The 16,346-nt window shown below is 42.7% G+C and carries 14 protein-coding genes; 4 read left to right on the forward strand and 10 right to left on the reverse strand.

Going from position 1 to position 16,346, the window contains the following annotated elements; translation table 11 throughout:
* Positions 1 to 131 precede the first annotated feature (131 nt).
* Complete coding sequence (locus M3636_RS09035) at positions 132 to 2,024, reverse strand: beta-glucoside-specific PTS transporter subunit IIABC (RefSeq protein WP_251382202.1); 1,893 nt, start codon at positions 2,022 to 2,024, stop codon at positions 132 to 134.
* Positions 2,025 to 2,109: 85 nt separating this feature from the next.
* Entirely contained in the window at positions 2,110 to 4,722 is a 2,613-nt protein-coding gene (locus tag M3636_RS09040) for a glycosyl hydrolase (protein WP_251382203.1), read from the reverse strand.
* A gap of 274 nt (positions 4,723 to 4,996) precedes the next feature.
* Between M3636_RS09040 and M3636_RS09045 the strand changes: the two genes are divergently transcribed.
* Positions 4,997 to 6,007: a helix-turn-helix domain-containing protein gene (locus M3636_RS09045; protein ID WP_251382204.1), complete on the forward strand. Its 1,011-nt coding sequence runs from the start codon at positions 4,997 to 4,999 to the stop codon at positions 6,005 to 6,007.
* 80 nt (positions 6,008 to 6,087) lie between these two features.
* On the opposite strand, the gene M3636_RS09050 is transcribed toward M3636_RS09045, so the two are convergent.
* From M3636_RS09050 to M3636_RS09065, 4 genes are all read right to left on the reverse strand, one after another.
* The gene (locus tag M3636_RS09050; protein WP_251382205.1) at positions 6,088 to 6,777 is read right to left on the reverse strand and encodes an NAD-dependent epimerase/dehydratase family protein; all 690 of its coding nucleotides are present in this window, start codon (positions 6,775 to 6,777) and stop codon (positions 6,088 to 6,090) included.
* Between the two features lie 38 nt (positions 6,778 to 6,815).
* Positions 6,816 to 7,031, reverse strand: a complete 216-nt coding sequence (locus tag M3636_RS09055; RefSeq protein ID WP_251382206.1) for a hypothetical protein — start codon at positions 7,029 to 7,031, stop codon at positions 6,816 to 6,818.
* A gap of 77 nt (positions 7,032 to 7,108) precedes the next feature.
* Positions 7,109 to 7,504: a hypothetical protein gene (locus M3636_RS09060; RefSeq protein WP_251382207.1), complete on the reverse strand. Its 396-nt coding sequence runs from the start codon at positions 7,502 to 7,504 to the stop codon at positions 7,109 to 7,111.
* Between the two features lie 27 nt (positions 7,505 to 7,531).
* On the reverse strand, positions 7,532 to 8,350 hold the full coding sequence (locus M3636_RS09065) for an oxidoreductase (RefSeq protein ID WP_251382208.1): 819 nt from the start codon (positions 8,348 to 8,350) through the stop codon (positions 7,532 to 7,534).
* A 333-nt stretch (positions 8,351 to 8,683) separates the two neighbouring features.
* On the opposite strand from M3636_RS09065, the gene M3636_RS09070 reads away from it, so the two are divergent.
* The 3 genes from M3636_RS09070 (at position 8,684) to M3636_RS09080 (ending at position 10,663) form a co-directional block, all read left to right on the forward strand.
* Positions 8,684 to 9,058: a BlaI/MecI/CopY family transcriptional regulator gene (locus tag M3636_RS09070; protein WP_251382209.1), complete on the forward strand. Its 375-nt coding sequence runs from the start codon at positions 8,684 to 8,686 to the stop codon at positions 9,056 to 9,058.
* 9 nt (positions 9,059 to 9,067) lie between these two features.
* Positions 9,068 to 10,336, forward strand: a complete 1,269-nt coding sequence (locus M3636_RS09075; protein WP_251382210.1) for a M56 family metallopeptidase — start codon at positions 9,068 to 9,070, stop codon at positions 10,334 to 10,336.
* Positions 10,337 to 10,441: 105 nt separating this feature from the next.
* Positions 10,442 to 10,663, forward strand: a complete 222-nt coding sequence (locus tag M3636_RS09080) for a DUF3221 domain-containing protein (RefSeq protein ID WP_251382211.1) — start codon at positions 10,442 to 10,444, stop codon at positions 10,661 to 10,663.
* A gap of 162 nt (positions 10,664 to 10,825) precedes the next feature.
* On the opposite strand, the gene M3636_RS09085 is transcribed toward M3636_RS09080, so the two are convergent.
* The 4 genes from M3636_RS09085 to M3636_RS09100 form a co-directional block, all read right to left on the reverse strand.
* Positions 10,826 to 11,758: a glycoside hydrolase family 5 protein gene (locus M3636_RS09085; RefSeq protein ID WP_483311513.1), complete on the reverse strand. Its 933-nt coding sequence runs from the start codon at positions 11,756 to 11,758 to the stop codon at positions 10,826 to 10,828.
* Between the two features lie 407 nt (positions 11,759 to 12,165).
* On the reverse strand, positions 12,166 to 13,203 hold the full coding sequence (locus M3636_RS09090; protein WP_251382213.1) for an NAD(P)/FAD-dependent oxidoreductase: 1,038 nt from the start codon (positions 13,201 to 13,203) through the stop codon (positions 12,166 to 12,168).
* A gap of 169 nt (positions 13,204 to 13,372) precedes the next feature.
* Complete coding sequence (locus tag M3636_RS09095; protein WP_251382214.1) at positions 13,373 to 14,962, reverse strand: helix-turn-helix domain-containing protein; 1,590 nt, start codon at positions 14,960 to 14,962, stop codon at positions 13,373 to 13,375.
* A gap of 147 nt (positions 14,963 to 15,109) precedes the next feature.
* Entirely contained in the window at positions 15,110 to 16,120 is a 1,011-nt protein-coding gene (locus M3636_RS09100) for an ABC transporter substrate-binding protein (protein WP_251382215.1), read from the reverse strand.
* Positions 16,121 to 16,346 lie beyond the last annotated feature (226 nt).

The following is a 16,346-nucleotide window of genomic DNA, read 5'->3' on the forward strand; positions in this document are numbered from 1 at the left end:
CATTCAACATCATTTTAAAACGTTTATTAACCCAGAGTCAAAATTAAACAACTCCAAATAAAAATTACAACAAAAGCAGACACCACCTTAGGGCAGTGTCTGCTTGTATACAGGAGATCATTATTCCGATGCTAAGGTGTAATGCTAATCATAGGTGAACCTGAAACTATTTCTCGTTCCTTCGGTTTGTCAGTCAACGTAATCGATGAATAGGATGAACTGTTTGTTACAATAACCGGGGTAATCAGTTCAAATCCATGTTCCTTGATCAAGGATAAGTCCACCTCCATCAACACATCTCCAACGTTAACGACGTCACCCTCCTTCACTTGAAGAGTGAAGCCTTCTCCTTTCATTTTGACGGTATCCATTCCTACATGGATCAAGATCTCCTCTCCCTGATCTCCAAGAATAGCAATCGCATGTTTGGACTTGGTCACAGTAGCGATAACGCCGTTAACTGGAGAAACCACAGTTCCGCTGGATGGGATAATTGCGACACCTTTTCCCATTGCACCACTTGAAAATGCCTCATCTGTCACCTCAGACAAGTGAACGAGCTGACCAGACATCGGACTGTGAACGATGATATGAGAACTTGTTAAATCTGAATGCCCTACGTTCTGTGGAGGAATGGAAACGACTTCATTCGTAGCAGGTGACTTCTTGTTGGTACCCCAGATATACGTCAAAACAAAACCTAACAATAGACCTACTATCATTTCTAACAAATATCCATAAAATCCAATATCAATACCAGCTGGGTTAATGACGCCAGTTATAGCAAATATGCCAGATGGAACAAACGCGTAAACTTTGGCTAACATCGCTCCACCTATAACACCGCCTAAACTACCGGCGATTATAGCCATAATTAATGGTTTTTTATTGGGTAGCAGTACTCCATATAACGCTGGTTCACTTACGCCAAGCAAGGCTGTCCCACCGGTAGAAATCCCCAGTGACTTCTGCTTTTTATCAACGACGCGAAGCCCGTATGCCATTGCCGCACCAGCCATCGCAAACTGATTGCCAACTAATAAACCCATAATTGGATCATGACCCAGGGTCATCATATTATTGAAGAAGATCGGTACAAATGCCCAGTGCAGACCAAACATTACGATGAGAATCCAAGGTCCTCCAAGCACCAAGCCAGCTAAAATCGGACTAAAATTATAGATCATCGTTGTTACTTGTGCGAGCCCGTTACTGAGGTATGTGATCGACGGACCGATAACAAACAGAGTAATGGGTACTGTAATCAAGGACACGACTAAAGGTGTGACAAAATATTTAAACCCGCTAGGCACTCCTTTGTCTATCCAACGATACAATATTGAGGCAAACCAAACGGCTACAATGGCGGGAAATACTGATGAACTGTAGTTTACCATGTTGATAGGTACGTTTAAAAAGGTTAGCTTTTGTTCGGCTCCGACGAACCCGAGCAAACTCGGATAAACCAAGGCTCCACCAATCATCATACCCAGATATTGATTTAACCCAAAATATTTAGCTGCAGATCCACCTATAAAGACTGGGGAGAAATAAAAAACAGTATCTCCAATAGCATTCAGAACGATGTAGGTTCCATCTGTTGCGGTTAGAACTCCAAAAGCGGACAAACACGCAAGTAACCCCTTGATGATACCGCTTGCAGCAAACGCTCCCATAATAGGCATAAATACACCTGAAATCATGGTCGTAAAACGTTCAAACAGCTTTTTCTTCTGATCAGGAGCTGCTGCTTCTGATTCTGATTCCTGCTCCGCTTTACCTCCAAGGAACGACTGCAATTCATTAAACACCGGAACGACTTGATTACCAATAACAACCTGATATTGCCCACCTTGCTGGATGACCGTTAGTACACCGTCCATTTTTTTAATCTCATCTGTATTTGGTAACTGTATGTCCTTCAGTTCAAATCGCAGGCGTGTGACACAATGACTTACTTTGTTAATGTTAGATTGACCGCCAACACTCTTCAATACATTTTCCGCCAATTGCCGATGATTCATGTCTGTCTCTCCTCTGCAACCTGTGTTAGATGAGCAGCAGTCAACAGTTCTAATGCTATACTCCTGCTGCTCATAGTAACCAGATCTAGTATTGTATAAATACGCTGCCCACAATTCCTGTTGGTTCTTGAATTAAATATTGCGATAGGTAATCTTGCTGTTCTTTCACTAGCGTATTAGTCACTTCAATAACCAGGCGATTCTGCCCTTTTTGTAAACTTCCATCAATGTCAAAGGTATAAGGCGGACAAATTCGTGTACCCAGATCTTGCTGGTTAAGCCATACTTGGACAACCTCGTAGGGTTCATCAATCAGAAGTTGAGCCTGACTCGGAACATAATCTAGACTAAACTCGATCTCGTACCGTACTGTTCCGGAGAACCTTGGCACATCCCCTGGTAGCGCGAGTGATTTAAGCTCTTTATAAACTCCGTGTTCCACAAATTGAGGATATTGCGCCGCATTCGCAAGAGATACATTCCATTCCCCGTTAATCGAAATACGGTGATCGTATACTTTCTCTAAATATGTTTCCTGAATATGCTGTCCCATTGCTTCATCACTTTGTAAAATAATGATTGATTCATATTTCGACAGTTCCAGCTCGAAAGAATACATACCGTTGTTCAGTTCCATAGCCAATGGATGCAACGAATTGGACAATGCGTTATATGCAAGCCAATCTCTTCCAACTTCACCGATTGGAAGATTGATTGTCGTACTTATTGTTTTTGCCGGGTCTTCATTAAAGAACATATAAACTTCACCATCAAGATGTTGGTAATGATAATATCTCAAGTAAGGCTGAAACTCGGATACAGATATTTCATTCAGACCAGCATCTATCAACGCAGATGCCAGGCTGGCAAGGTCTATCACATGTACGTTGTTGCTTGAACTTAAATAATGATGGGCTTCGACAATAGAGCCGCCTTCACTAGATCGTTCAGGTAGACTATTCAAAATGTAGAGCTGAATCCCCGCTGCGGCCATTGCACACAATTTTGCTAAAAGTGAACTAGGCAGTGCTTCAGCATATGGAATGATGAGTGTAGAAAATTGTTCGCCATTCATTGCAAACGTTTGGCCGCACACTTTGGCAGATAGCAGCATATCCACAGAAATAACGTCAAAATCAATTTGATGCTGCATCAGTTCCCGTGCAGGTTTTTGAAACAGCATATAGTCTCCCGACCACTCCGCCTCTGCATGATATAAAATAGCTGCAGGTGCAATGTGTAAACCATCTGATAGTAGGTGACTAACTCTATTGATGTAGTGAGTAAGAACTGGCAAGTACCGGTATTGTGGGTCATGTCCATTGGCATAAAGATGTGGTGGACAATCAGGATCTGGATATTCCTTAGGTGAGAAAGCATGGGGGACAAATTGATTGACGCCCCTAACCAGCATATGATCTGTTAGCCACTTCATTAGTTTCAGTCCTTCACCGAAACCATATGCTCCATACACTTCGCACATGGTGCGTCCCCGTTTTTTGGGATCCAGATGCCCTAGGGATGCGCCCATTTTAGCCAAAGCATAATGGAAAAACTCCCCATCCCAGCCTGTCGCCGTGAGTGCTTTGAAATAACCATCGTCCATACCCGGCATAATTTGATGTAATACTACATCAATTCCGGACATATCCTGCCCCCATAAACTACGATAGAAATGTCCCGCTCCATAGCCCAATCGAGCATGTGCATTGTTATCCTCAATGACATGACCGATATATTCCACACCATGTTCCCGGCACCAATCTCCGAGTTGCTGTGTAAAATGCTCTCCATATAATCTGGATATCAGATCCATGTAATAATAACGTGTACGGTGACCCTCAGTACCCGCATTCGCCCAAAGCAACGGTAGATGACGAATAACATCCCCGTCAGGATAATTTTCTTGAAGATGAGTTGTTAGATCATCTCGCCAAGGAAGCATCATGTCGAATCTTCCGATTGAGGCGAGCGGGCCTTTGACGTTACCAAACCTAGGCTCGTCAGAGAAAAATCCAGCAAATGTATTTCCAAAATCCTGTTGATACCTTTCATAATGAGCTTCGTACACCGTATCTATGAGAATCCGTGTCGCTTCAGGTACTAATGGATTGAGGTAACCTTCTGTCGCTTGTTCCCCTCCCTTGGTAGTCTGCACGATCGTGAACACCCGCCAGCGACCTTCCGGAATATCCCAATGAACAATTCCTTCGTGCAAAAATTCCGTCAAATTAATCAATGAATCTGCATCAATCTCATCCGAACCGACTTTTCGCGCAGCAACGATACCTATAATCTGATCTGACGGCAACATCGCCCATTTGACCAGAACTCCTGCTTGAGACTGAGGGCCAACAAAGTCTTGCTGGTGTAATTTCAGGAATTGTTTCTGGTATTGTGGGTAGTCGGATTGAATTTTACCTACGGCAGACCCGGTTGGGAAATGTGCATCATCCAATACCCATACCTTCATGCCACGCATTCGAGCTTCATCCATAATAATGTCCAGATCATGCCACCATTTTGGCCCAACATAATCAGGATGTGGTCTTGACTCCACACAAACAGCGTATATACCGCTCTCATAGATCACTTGCATATGCTTACGCAACACAGCTTCCTCTTCACCATGCTGCCAAAAGAATGGCAAAATATAATTGTTTTCCCTATGTTCCAAAACCTCGATCACTTTTCTCACGCAGTTACTCTCCCTTCTCAACCTGCACTGTAATAACGCAGAGCAGTAACAAAATTTTATATCATACCCTCATTGTGATAAGATATAATCAATCATAAACAAACATAAAACAACATATTTCGAGATTGAAATCAGATGAAATAGTGTCAAACAAACACTTATAATGTGATTACATTAAATATAGCGCTTCCAATTTAAGTGCGAAATATCAAACGGTTCGTTATTGACTATCAAAATTCCTGTAGTTGAATTTGGCCGTTTAGGAGGTAAACTTATGAATCATGATCAACTAGATGCAGAGCTTCGAAAGTTTACGGATCGGGAATATTTTTATAAACAAAATCCAACACTGATTTCTCAGATTTACGAGTCCTTAGAACAACGAATTTTGGAGAACGGCGAGAAAGCTTATATTTTTCCCGATTCACTGCCCGAGAAGGACAATATCTCTATCTCTAAGCACATTCGTTATGCTGAAGTTCCACTCCACGTTCACTCCTATATCGAACTAAATTTTGTTTATTCAGGACAATGCTCGCAGATCATCAATGGGAATAGAGTTACACTGAAACAAGGACAAATATGTATTCTGGATACTGAAATGCCTCATTCTATTCTGAGTACTACCGAGGACGATATTATTATTAATGTGTTGATTCGCAAACCCTATTTTAACTCTTCCTTCTTGAGCAAACTGGCGAACAACGGGATTTTATTACAGTTCCTCACCAGCGCTATTTCGGATCGACATAATCATCATCGATACATTATTTTTCATAGCGAAAACAATGTTAATATTCCAATTTTGTTCAAACAATTGCTATGCGAATTTTACGATAAATCTCTTGGATCGGCAGAGATTATTGATTCTTATATGCTGCTTATTTTCTATGAGCTGTTACGCGTTTTTCAATATGACACGAATCAAATGACGGATTTAAAAGGAAGCACCCTAGATATGATATCTATTCTGAACTATATCGAGAAGCATTATATGGAATGTACACTTGCATCTACGGCTGAACATTTTAACTTTAATTCCAAGTATCTATCCACCTTAATTAAGAGAACAACCGGTTTCAGTTTCAAGGAGCTGGTATTGAGTGAAAAATTAAAGTATGCTTCCTTTTTATTAGCTCATACGGAACGGCCAATATACGATATTGCTTCCCTTACCGGACAGAATAATCTGAGTTATTTTTACAAAAAATTTCAGGAGCGGTTTGGACAGACTCCACAGCAGTACCGTGATCAACATACGATCCTCCAGTCGCATCTTGAATAATGCCAAAAAAGAGTGCACAAAAACCGCAATCTTTTACGATTACGGTTTTTTAAACAGCTACTTCCTGAATGAGAGATTTATCAAACTCTTGCATAGTCCACTTGTGGGATTATCTCTGACTCCAGTACTTCGACTGCTGGTTTTGTTTCACACGCTTTGACGATCATCGCCTTCGCCACCTTCTTGCACTCAATGGCTTTCATCCTGGCAAGGGGACCAATCAAGAAAGGATCGATTATTCGGAAAATCACTTCAGTTGCACGATCCCCCAAACTTTCACCTTCACGGTCTCCAGTCAATAGAGAAGGACGTAAGATCACGAGACGAGGTAGTCCGAGAGACAAAAGCTCCCGTTCCAATTCCCCCTTCACACGTGTGTAGAACATCCATGACTGTTCAGATGCCCACATCGCTGTCACAATAATATAACTGGCGGAATGATGCTGGAGAGCAAGCTTGGCCAAAGACAGAGGATATTCAAAATCTACTTTTCGAAAAGCTTCCTTGGAGCCTGCTTGCTGCATCGTGGTTCCCAAAGTGCAGAAAACATCTGCATGCTGAAGGATATCCGCACCAACTTCACTCTCCAATCGATCAAAATTGACTATGCGCTCCTCAAGCTTTGGATGCGTGATGCCAACACTACGGCGTACCAGTACAATCACTCGTTTATAAGCAGTATCCTCAAGCAATAATTGAACCAGCTGCTTGCCCATCATTCCTGTAGCCCCAGCGACAACAGCTGTATTTGTATGATCTCGATTGTTCATCCTTTTCCTCCGTGTAAGTAAATAAATCCTTGTATGCCTCAGTTGATTTGAGGGAGATAATTCATATGGTATCCGTCCAGATAACAATTCATTGTTTTCAGAACATCCTCCTTGAAACTACGTTGGAGTCCATCTAGATTGTTCTGCTTGATTATGTCATTGACTTCTTCCGGCAATGTCGCTGATAGCTTGCAACCTGTGATGATCGAGGCTTCGGCTTGAAGATTCAAAATCATTTCAGCCGCTTGATCCATAATCGCAACCACTCCATTCGATCTGTAATAGATAGCTCATCGATCAGGAGTTAAGCTTCAACGTCATGGTCTATCTTTTATTCGTGAAAGAATGCCTTTACCGACTCGTCATAGTCATTGCAGAATGCTCGCGACATTTTCTCCGCTCCGTGACTTCGGGTCAGCCGGTTAATTTGCATAGTTGCTATCGCATCGTTGGTTAATGTCGCAACTTTTTTGGGCATCACATAATTAAACTCGGCCGTTACCTCCAACCAAACCTGATTGGCTTCCTGCGTCCAGGCTCCTTTGGCTTCCCGATTGTTTATGACGATTGCTGTTGTGCTTTTATCTCGATGAGCTTCTTTTAGCAATTCTCCAATAGCCAGTATTTCTTCTGTACTCACCATAAAATTGGTATGTTTGATAAAAAAGATTCCGTCTTCTTTCCAATACGTTGTCGTTTTTGGTAATTTCGATTCGAATGTATACATTATAGACTCCCTCTCCCATGCTACGTTTTAGCCAAACATTTTAATAATCCTGTCGTAAGCGCGATCCCCAAATACATTTTTCATGAATACCATTGGTTTTGCCATGAATCCCACCAGATAACGTGTCTTCGGTCTTCTCACCGTCACTGCTTTTCCAATCGTACGTGCGATGAGTTCCGGCTTCGAAAGCTGATTGCCTGTATAGTTTTTGATCATTCCCTCTGCCGACTTGTTAGCCGCTTCAGCATATGGCCCGTTCGCAGATACCTTCTTCAGATGTTCGGCAGCAATGATGCCCCAATCTGTTTTGATTCCGCCTGGTTCTACCACGATAACATCAATGCCGAAAGGTTCCAGTTCTAAACGCAGGCAATCCGAAAGGCCTTCCACGGCAAACTTGGTCGCATGGTACCATGCACCGAAGTTGGTCCAAATCTTCCCCCCCATTGAAGAGACATTCACAATTTTCCCGAACTTGTGTTTTCGCATGCTCGGTACCACCAGCTGAATCAGCCTTGCAAGTCCAAACACGTTCACTTCCATCTGCCGCCGCGCTTCTTCCATGGGAACATCCTCAAGCGCACCGTAAGACCCGTATCCGGCATTGTTTACCAGTACATCAATACGACCTTCTTTGCTTAAAATTTCATTGACCGCTGCAATCATGGATTCTTCATTCGTTACATCCATGGAAATGGGACGAATACCTTTGTTCGCAAGATCCTTCATTTGGTCAATCCGACGAGCTGCAGCATACACCGTGAAACCTTTGTCTCTCAGCTCAAGTGCAGCCTCCTTACCGATTCCTGACGATGCGCCTGTAATTAAAGCAACTTGTTTACTCATGTTGTGTAGCCTCCACAATGTTTATTTGATCTTGAGTCAATTATATTTGACTCTGAATCAATTGTCAATCGTGTTTATTTTATTTTTCGATCTTAATTCCGCGACTAGTCTAATCGAAACAACATCATCCTTCCCATTTACATATGATCCTACTTCATTTTGGAAGCAATCCTAAAAAGCTTAAGTAGCTGATAGATTGCCTGTCTTGTTTCTTTTTCATTAAATGAAGGATGCTTGACTATATACTACATGTTGTAGTAGTTTATATGTACTACGTAGTGTAGTAATAAAACTTTCGTTATGGACGCATAACGTTTGAAAGGAGTGCACAGGGTGCACCATAACCAAAATTTGTCCGAAACTGAGCTAGAACTGATGGAAGTGATCTGGTCATGTACTCCTCCAGTCACCTCTACTGAATTGTTAGACCTGTTTAAAGATAAAGGAAGAGCGTGGAAGGCACAGACCATCTCTACTTTTCTGTCCAGACTGGTTGATAAAGGAGCTCTAACCGTTACAAGACATGGTCGAACTAACCATTATGAGCCTCTTCTTATGCCAGAGGATTACAAGCTCCAGAAAACCAAAACTGTACTCGATGGGCTCTATCAAGGCTCCGTTAAAAATCTCGTTTCAGCCATGTATGACGGGGATAAGCTTTCAGAGGAAGACATCTCTGAACTAAAAAAATGGCTGTCGGAAAAGTAGGTGCCAAACATGAATAGCTTTCTCCAAATACTAGTCACTTTATCCGTGGCTGGAAGCATAGTTGCCGCTTGTATTCTTGTACTACGGCTAGCGCCTACTCATTTAATTCCACCCCACTGGGGCTACAGACTGTGTAAAATGGCTGTCGCTTTGTATCTGCTACCTATATCTTTCGGAATGTCATGGTTTTCAGGCTTTCTATTCACTCAACCTTCAGGCACATTCCTTGCTCAGCCTGACTCACTTCCAAGCAAGCTTGAAACAGCGATTATGCCAGCGTGGAGCATTTCCTCTACAACTGCTTATCTACTGTTAAGTATTTGGGCAATGGGTGTACTCATTTTTTTGACATGGCAAATCTATTGCTACTGGAAGTTCGTAAAAGCATTGAAACATTCACGGATGGATGTGCATGAGTACAGTGAAACAGCCCTCTTGCTTTCGCGCTTAAGTAAAGAACTGGGTATTCAACATCACGTCAACTTGGCATACAGTCCAATTGTGCGAAGCCCACTACTGGTTGGCATGATCAAACCTACAATATACCTCCCTGTGGAGGATGCAGTCCCATTAGACATGAACCTAGTCATTCACCATGAATTGATTCATCTTAAGCATAAAGATCTGTGGGTCAAAGCTTTGGCTCTGATTGTCAGCGCTGTGCACTGGTTCAATCCTCTCGTTCACCTCATTCGCCAGGATCTTCATACATGGAGTGAATTTTCTTGTGATGAAACGGTGGTTCAGAATATGACCCATGAAGAACGCAAGCGTTATGGCGAAACGATTTTGAATGTTACGGTTCGATCACAGAAGCTACCCCTATCCGTCTATGCCTCTTTATCTGGAGGAGGAAAACAATTAAAAAGGAGACTAACCATAATGTTTGATGTTAAAAAGATAACAAAGAAGCAATGGATAGTAACGGCAACCACTGTCTTTGTCATTGCAAGCATTAGCGTATCCACCGCGACGCTGGCTTCCAGTACTACTCCAAATGTAACTCCCGCTTTAACGGAAGCTGGGGTCTCAGAAGCTGTCACACATCCCAGAGAAAACACTACATCAACCGAGTATGCTTCTCGCCCTGTCTCTGATGTGGCGCAACCTGCGACGGTTCCTGCCGAAGCAGGAAAACCAAGTACGAACGATGTTCGAGCTGTCTCTGATGTCGCGGAGCCTGTGACGGTTCCTGCCGATGCCGGGAAACCAAGCACGGACGATGTTCGGGTTGTCTCTGATGTGGCAGAACCTGTGACGGTTCCTGCAGAGAAATAGTTATTGATGAGAACCATACTAAGTTCCATCTCGATTTTATTATTAATGTCGTGCGTGATCATTGGATGCGGGATTAATACGGTTAATAATGAGACTCATAACGAAGTGAATCCCAATGAAAATTTTGAAGCGATAGTTTTAGAAAAAGAGGGGTCAACTATAACAGTAATAACAAGTGATGACGCTAAACAACAATATATACTTGCAACTACAGGAATTCGGTTTACTGCCGAAATTGGTGATAAAGTTAGGGTTTGGACGACAGGTATGTACGAAGAGAGTAATCCAATTCAAGGTGAAGCAACAAACATAGAAAAAGTTCAGTGAGCATATTCGCCTGGTCTGTACAATCTTAATTCGTAAATAAAAAGCAACAAACGCAGCTAATCTTAACAGCTGCGTTTGTTCATTATTCTACAACTAGTTTGCTTCTGACAACCGATACAGATACATTAATGAACTACACGTTATTCAAAAAGTCCGACAAGATTAAAAGATACCAGCTTTTACCGAAGTGTTTTTGATTCCATATGTGTAATTTACGACGGTGTTACCGAAACTGGTCAAGCTTCCGTTAGGACCTGTGGCCATGTCTAGATACTGCAGTCCTGAGCCGTTGCCATACCAAGACCAAGCGAGCCAGCCTACCCCTTTCTCCTGACCATATTTCATAATTGCATACTCATCTACATCTCCATTGGTGTGGTATCCACCAAACTCACCAATAATTAATGCTAAGCCTTTATTCAAAACATTTTCCATGTTAGCTTTTACTGTAGCAGCATCTTTACCTGCATACTCGTACATATGAATGGAGAAAACCGTGTTTTTCTGAGTGTCAGCCGCGAATACGCTTTGTCCATAATCTACAATGGATTGTGGGTATTGTCCCCAGCCAGCTGCGTCAACAATCAATGTATTTTTAATTCCCGCATTTCTCAATTTCGGAATAGCTTTCTTGTAGCCATCTGCCCAAGCACTTCCATTCCATGTGCCATACCATTCATTGGCAATATTCACAATGACACGATCTTCTTTGCCAATCAGCGCTTCCTTGATGCTAATCCAATAGTTTACCGCAGCATCTAACGAATTGTAATCGTCCTTACCTGTGGCATCATGTACTTCAAGAACAGCAATCATTTTGTTAGCATTCACGACATTAATAATATTTTTAACGGAGTTTAAATCGTCTTTTGTATACTGGGTACCGTTGGATAAAACAATCCGAACCGTATTCGCACCCGTTTTTGCAATGGCAGGAATGGCTGTGTTTAGATCATTCTTGAACCAGGAATGTCCATGATTAATACCACGCATGTAAAATGGCTTACCTGTAGAATCATAGAGCTTACCGCCACTTACATAAAATCCACTGGCTGCTGATGCTTGAGGTGCTGCACTTCCCATCACTACTAACATGAGTGCAGCAATTACCGTGAAGATTGTACACTTTTTCCACTTAACCATTCGTTTACCCTCCTAAATTTTTTTATCTCAATTAACAGACTCCGATAGGAATTTGTTAACTAAAACCATAGAAACATTCATTCTAAAGTTTGTAGCTTTTAACACTCAAATGTAACTTAAAATAACCAAAATATATCGTTTACTATACCATTTAATTACCTTATCGATTAGCTAACAATAGTTATAATAAAATGAAAACGCTTACTAGTCAACGTTTTTCTATTTATATCCATAAATAAAGCGATACAACAGGTTATCTTTAAAATTACATTTCAAAGGAACGCCCCTTTCTTTCGTTATTTACAACAAAAAAGCGCCACAAGGCGCTTAGATTGAATCATAAACTTGTAGATCAAAAACTATTCAACAGATACACCAAGTGCCTTGTTCTTTTCTTTGAATCTCTCGTTATGAGAAGATACATAGGCCATTCTTGGCGCCTCAGGATCCAAATACAGTTTGGCGCTGTTAAGTGCTAAGGCTGCATCCGTGAATGCTCCAGCAATCAGGTTAAGCTTACTTTCGTAATTGGCGAAGTCACCAGCCCCGAAGATGCCCGGTAGGTTCGTCTCCAGTTTCGGACTGACGAATATGTTCCAATCGTCCATATCCAGTCCCCAATCCTTAATACCTGTAAAATCGGATTTCAGTCCATGGTTGACGATAACCTCATCTACTTCTAATTCATGCGAATCCCCTGATTCAATATGAGTAATCGTCACCCATTCAATCGCTTTTCCGTTACCACTGTACAATTGCGTGACTTCATATGGCGTAAGCACCTCGGCAGAAGACTCTTTCATTCGAGCAATGTTTTTCTCATGCCCACCGAAACGGTCTCGTCGATGTACAACTGTAACCTGAGCAGCGATCGAAACTAGCTCGTTTGCCCAATCGACAGCCGAATTACCCCCACCAGAAATAAGCACTCTTTTTCCTCTAAACGGTTCCAGTTCTTGCACCGTATAGTGCAGATTGGATACCTCATAGCGCTCAGCTCCTTCCAGCTCCAGCTTCGCCATTCGTAAAATGCCGCGGCCAATCGCCAGAATGACCGTACGTGTCCAGTGCTTTTCCCCCGTTGCCGCCTCCAGAATGTACGTAGAATCTGCTTGTTTCTCCAATCCGACAATGTGCTGTCCGAATACAATGGTCGGATCGAATGTCCTCGCCTGCTCCGATAATTGCGCAATTAATTTCTCACATAGGATCGGTGTAACCCCTCCAACATCCCATACCATTTTTTCGGGATAAATAAGCATCCGCCCACCAAGCTCATCTTTTGCTTCGATTAACTTCGTCTTTAAATCGCGCATTCCACTATAAAAGGCAGTATACATTCCTGCAGGACCACCGCCAATAATTGTCACATCGTATAATTCAAGCTGCTCTGTCATTTCAATTCCTCCTCCAACCGGCTCATATAACATCCGAGCTATTGATAATCATTATCAACTTCATTGTAGCTTCGACAACGCCCGAATAACAATGGACAGAATCGACGGTCGCTTTGTACAAAATGGAGAAAGTCCTTCCAGTCAGCTATAAACATAAGCAAAAGCAGTATCAGGCTAATGATCGCAGGATATCATCGATTTTTTTACCGTTAGAAATAATTCCGTTATTCATCCAGGTTAGAAAATCCACCTCATAAACGCGGTTGTTTCGTACAGCTGGCAGATCTAGCCACTCTGGCTGCTCCAGTAGTTCCCTTTCCTTTCCTTCTGCCTGGCTATGCCACTTATCAAAAGTAATGAATAGATGATCCGCATTTAACCTATGTAAGTCATCTAGAGAGAGATTGAACATTCCCGCTCTATTGGCTTTTGAGGCAACGCCTACTGCAGCGTGGGAGCGCAATCCAACATCGCCATAGAGAACAGTTGAAACAAACCCTTGCCCTTCTTCGGTATATTGGATGATGTGGTCAGCCGAAATACGCAAAAAAGTGACCGTCTCACTTTTCATCATCTGACTGAGGGAGTGGCTAGCAATCCGTGCTTTGGAATCATACTTGGCAATCGCATCATCGGCTAGCTCCGTTCGACCAAAATAATCAGCGACGGTATGCAGCAGTGTCCGCCAATTATTAGTCTGCTCACGTAGAATGCACGTATTGGATATGCGTCGGCACTGCGCATATTGCTGTTGCTCATACCGATCCATAAGCAATATCAGATCCGGATTATAACTAGAAAGCGCGTCAAAGTTACCGCCATTCTCGTCAAATGTTGGAATATGGTTTAAACCTAGATAGTCTTGTTTGCCCCATTTCGCATGCCAATACTGGGCGATAGGCTGTATATCCAAAGCAACGATAAAATCCTCCAAATACGGCGCGACTACTCTAAGCTGTCCCTTACGGCTTCGACGATATTGTCCGGGTGATATGCCTACCGTCTGCTTGAAGCGACGATTGAAATAATATTCATTGTTAAACCCTGCATTCAGCGCAATATCGAGCAGCTTGTCATCGGCACTTGCGAGCCACTTCTTGGCTTGATTAATACGCACTTCATTTAAGTACTGGAGAGGTACTTGACCCGTAGCCTCTTTGAACAGACGGGTATATTTCCAGCGATCAACGCCTGCGAGAGATGCCAGTTCCTCTACAGTGAGAAGTTCACGGTAATACTGATGAATATGCTCTATACTAAGCTCTATCCCTTGTCGTTCGATATCCATTCCATCATCTTCGGATGCAGGTGCATTTTGACGGAACAGAAAGAGCAGCAGCTCTTGAAACCTTACAAATCGTTGAAACAACTCGAGTTCCTCGCTCGCCTCGCGGAGTCCATATAACTCATCAAGCAGTTCTATCATCTTCGCAAAAGGTGAACAGACGAGCTCATATTTATCCGGCATCAAGCTCGAAGCTGTCGTACTACCGTTTGTTGCGAAGCACACTCGGTAATGACTGCAGTTCATAATTTCCTGATTAACCGATAAAGATCTTCCCGGCCTCTGTAAATAGCATTTCCCCTGTCCCGATCCGCTCGTTAAAATAATCAGTTCATAGTCTTCCTTATCGTTTCGATCCCTGTCGTCCCAATCATTCACTTCTGCTTGCTCACCCGCAACATTGAAGCGAATCGATTGCAGCACGTATTGGACTGCTCGCGCCGTCCCAGCTTGATTGCGCTGTTCAATATCCATCGTTTCAATCAACCGCCTTTTAATTGATATTCATTCTCAATGAATATAGTGTAAAATAAAACGAGCCGCCTATCAACCTTCGTTGAAAAGCGACTCGTTCTTTATTCAGACGGATGGTTCCCCGCCCATGCATTTAATCACTCATGTTTACTTCTGAGAAGTCAGCAAGCGAAGTAATTCATCCATCTTCAAACCATTAGCCGTAATAGCTCCCGTCTGCCAATACGATCTCTCTACTGGATACACATGACCATTCTTAATTGCAGGAACATTCTTCCACAATGGATCTGTCTTCATTTCCTCAAGTGCTTTTGTATTGCTCTCTTCCTCCCATGTTCCGTTGGATGGCAGGATAATAATATGATCTGCGTCAAGCTCCGGAACGACCTCCTTCGACAGCACGATATTGCCCTCCGTCATTGCCTCAGCGAAACCTGGTGCCTTCAGCCCTAGATCCTCATACAAGAGTTGTCCAACAAACGTGTTATGAATACCGAAAATATTAATGGATTTGTCTACCACGTTCATTCGTAAAACGACAACCTTTTCGTCGCCGATCGCTTCGTTCAGTTTCGCCTTCACATCGACAATTCGTGCGTCGTAATCGGCAAGAACTTCCTCCGCCTTGTCACTCAGACCAAGCAATTCCGCGATTAAGGTCAATGTTTTGCGTAAATCTGGAAGTACGTCGTCTGGTATGCGGAACGTCGGCGCAACCTTGGAATACAACTCATACTGTGCTGCATCAACCTCTCCAGCAGCGATGATTAAGTCAGGCTCGGATACAAGCAAAGCTTCGATGTTACCGGTCACATCGAACAATGGTACGTCCAGCTTCAAATAATCCTGCTTGCCCCACATTGGGTTGTAATATTGGACAATAGGTGTCACCCCAAGCGCAACCAAGTAATCTTCACGATACAGCGCTGAGATTCGCTTCGGATGGGTTGGAATCTCTACTTCCCCGAAGCCATCGTTTACGACACGTGTTTCCGCCTGAGACGTTGTCTCACTTGACGCTGCCGTTGTTTGTACCGGCTGATCTGTTGTCACTGGAGCCACAGCTTGCTCGCCCGCCGAGCCGCAACCCGTCACCGTAATCATTGCTGCCGCTATAAGCGACATCCATCCTGCTTTCATAATTCCCCATTTTCCCATGATCTGATCCACTCCTAGATGTTTTATGTTTGTAGCAAAATAATTCGTTTATGTATAATGATAATCATTATCATTTTGCTTTAATCGATTTTACTCCATATTAGATTGCATGCTCAATATACATTCTCTACAACTGGCTTTATACAAACTCGTCACTCCTTCCTACGAAGAAATAATTATTCCATCGCTGACCCTCGATCATTATTCAAATCATCTGACTATAAGC

The sequence above is a fragment of the Paenibacillus sp. MER 99-2 genome (assembly GCF_023714095.1).
Taxonomy (GTDB): Bacteria; Bacillota; Bacilli; order Paenibacillales; family Paenibacillaceae; genus Paenibacillus.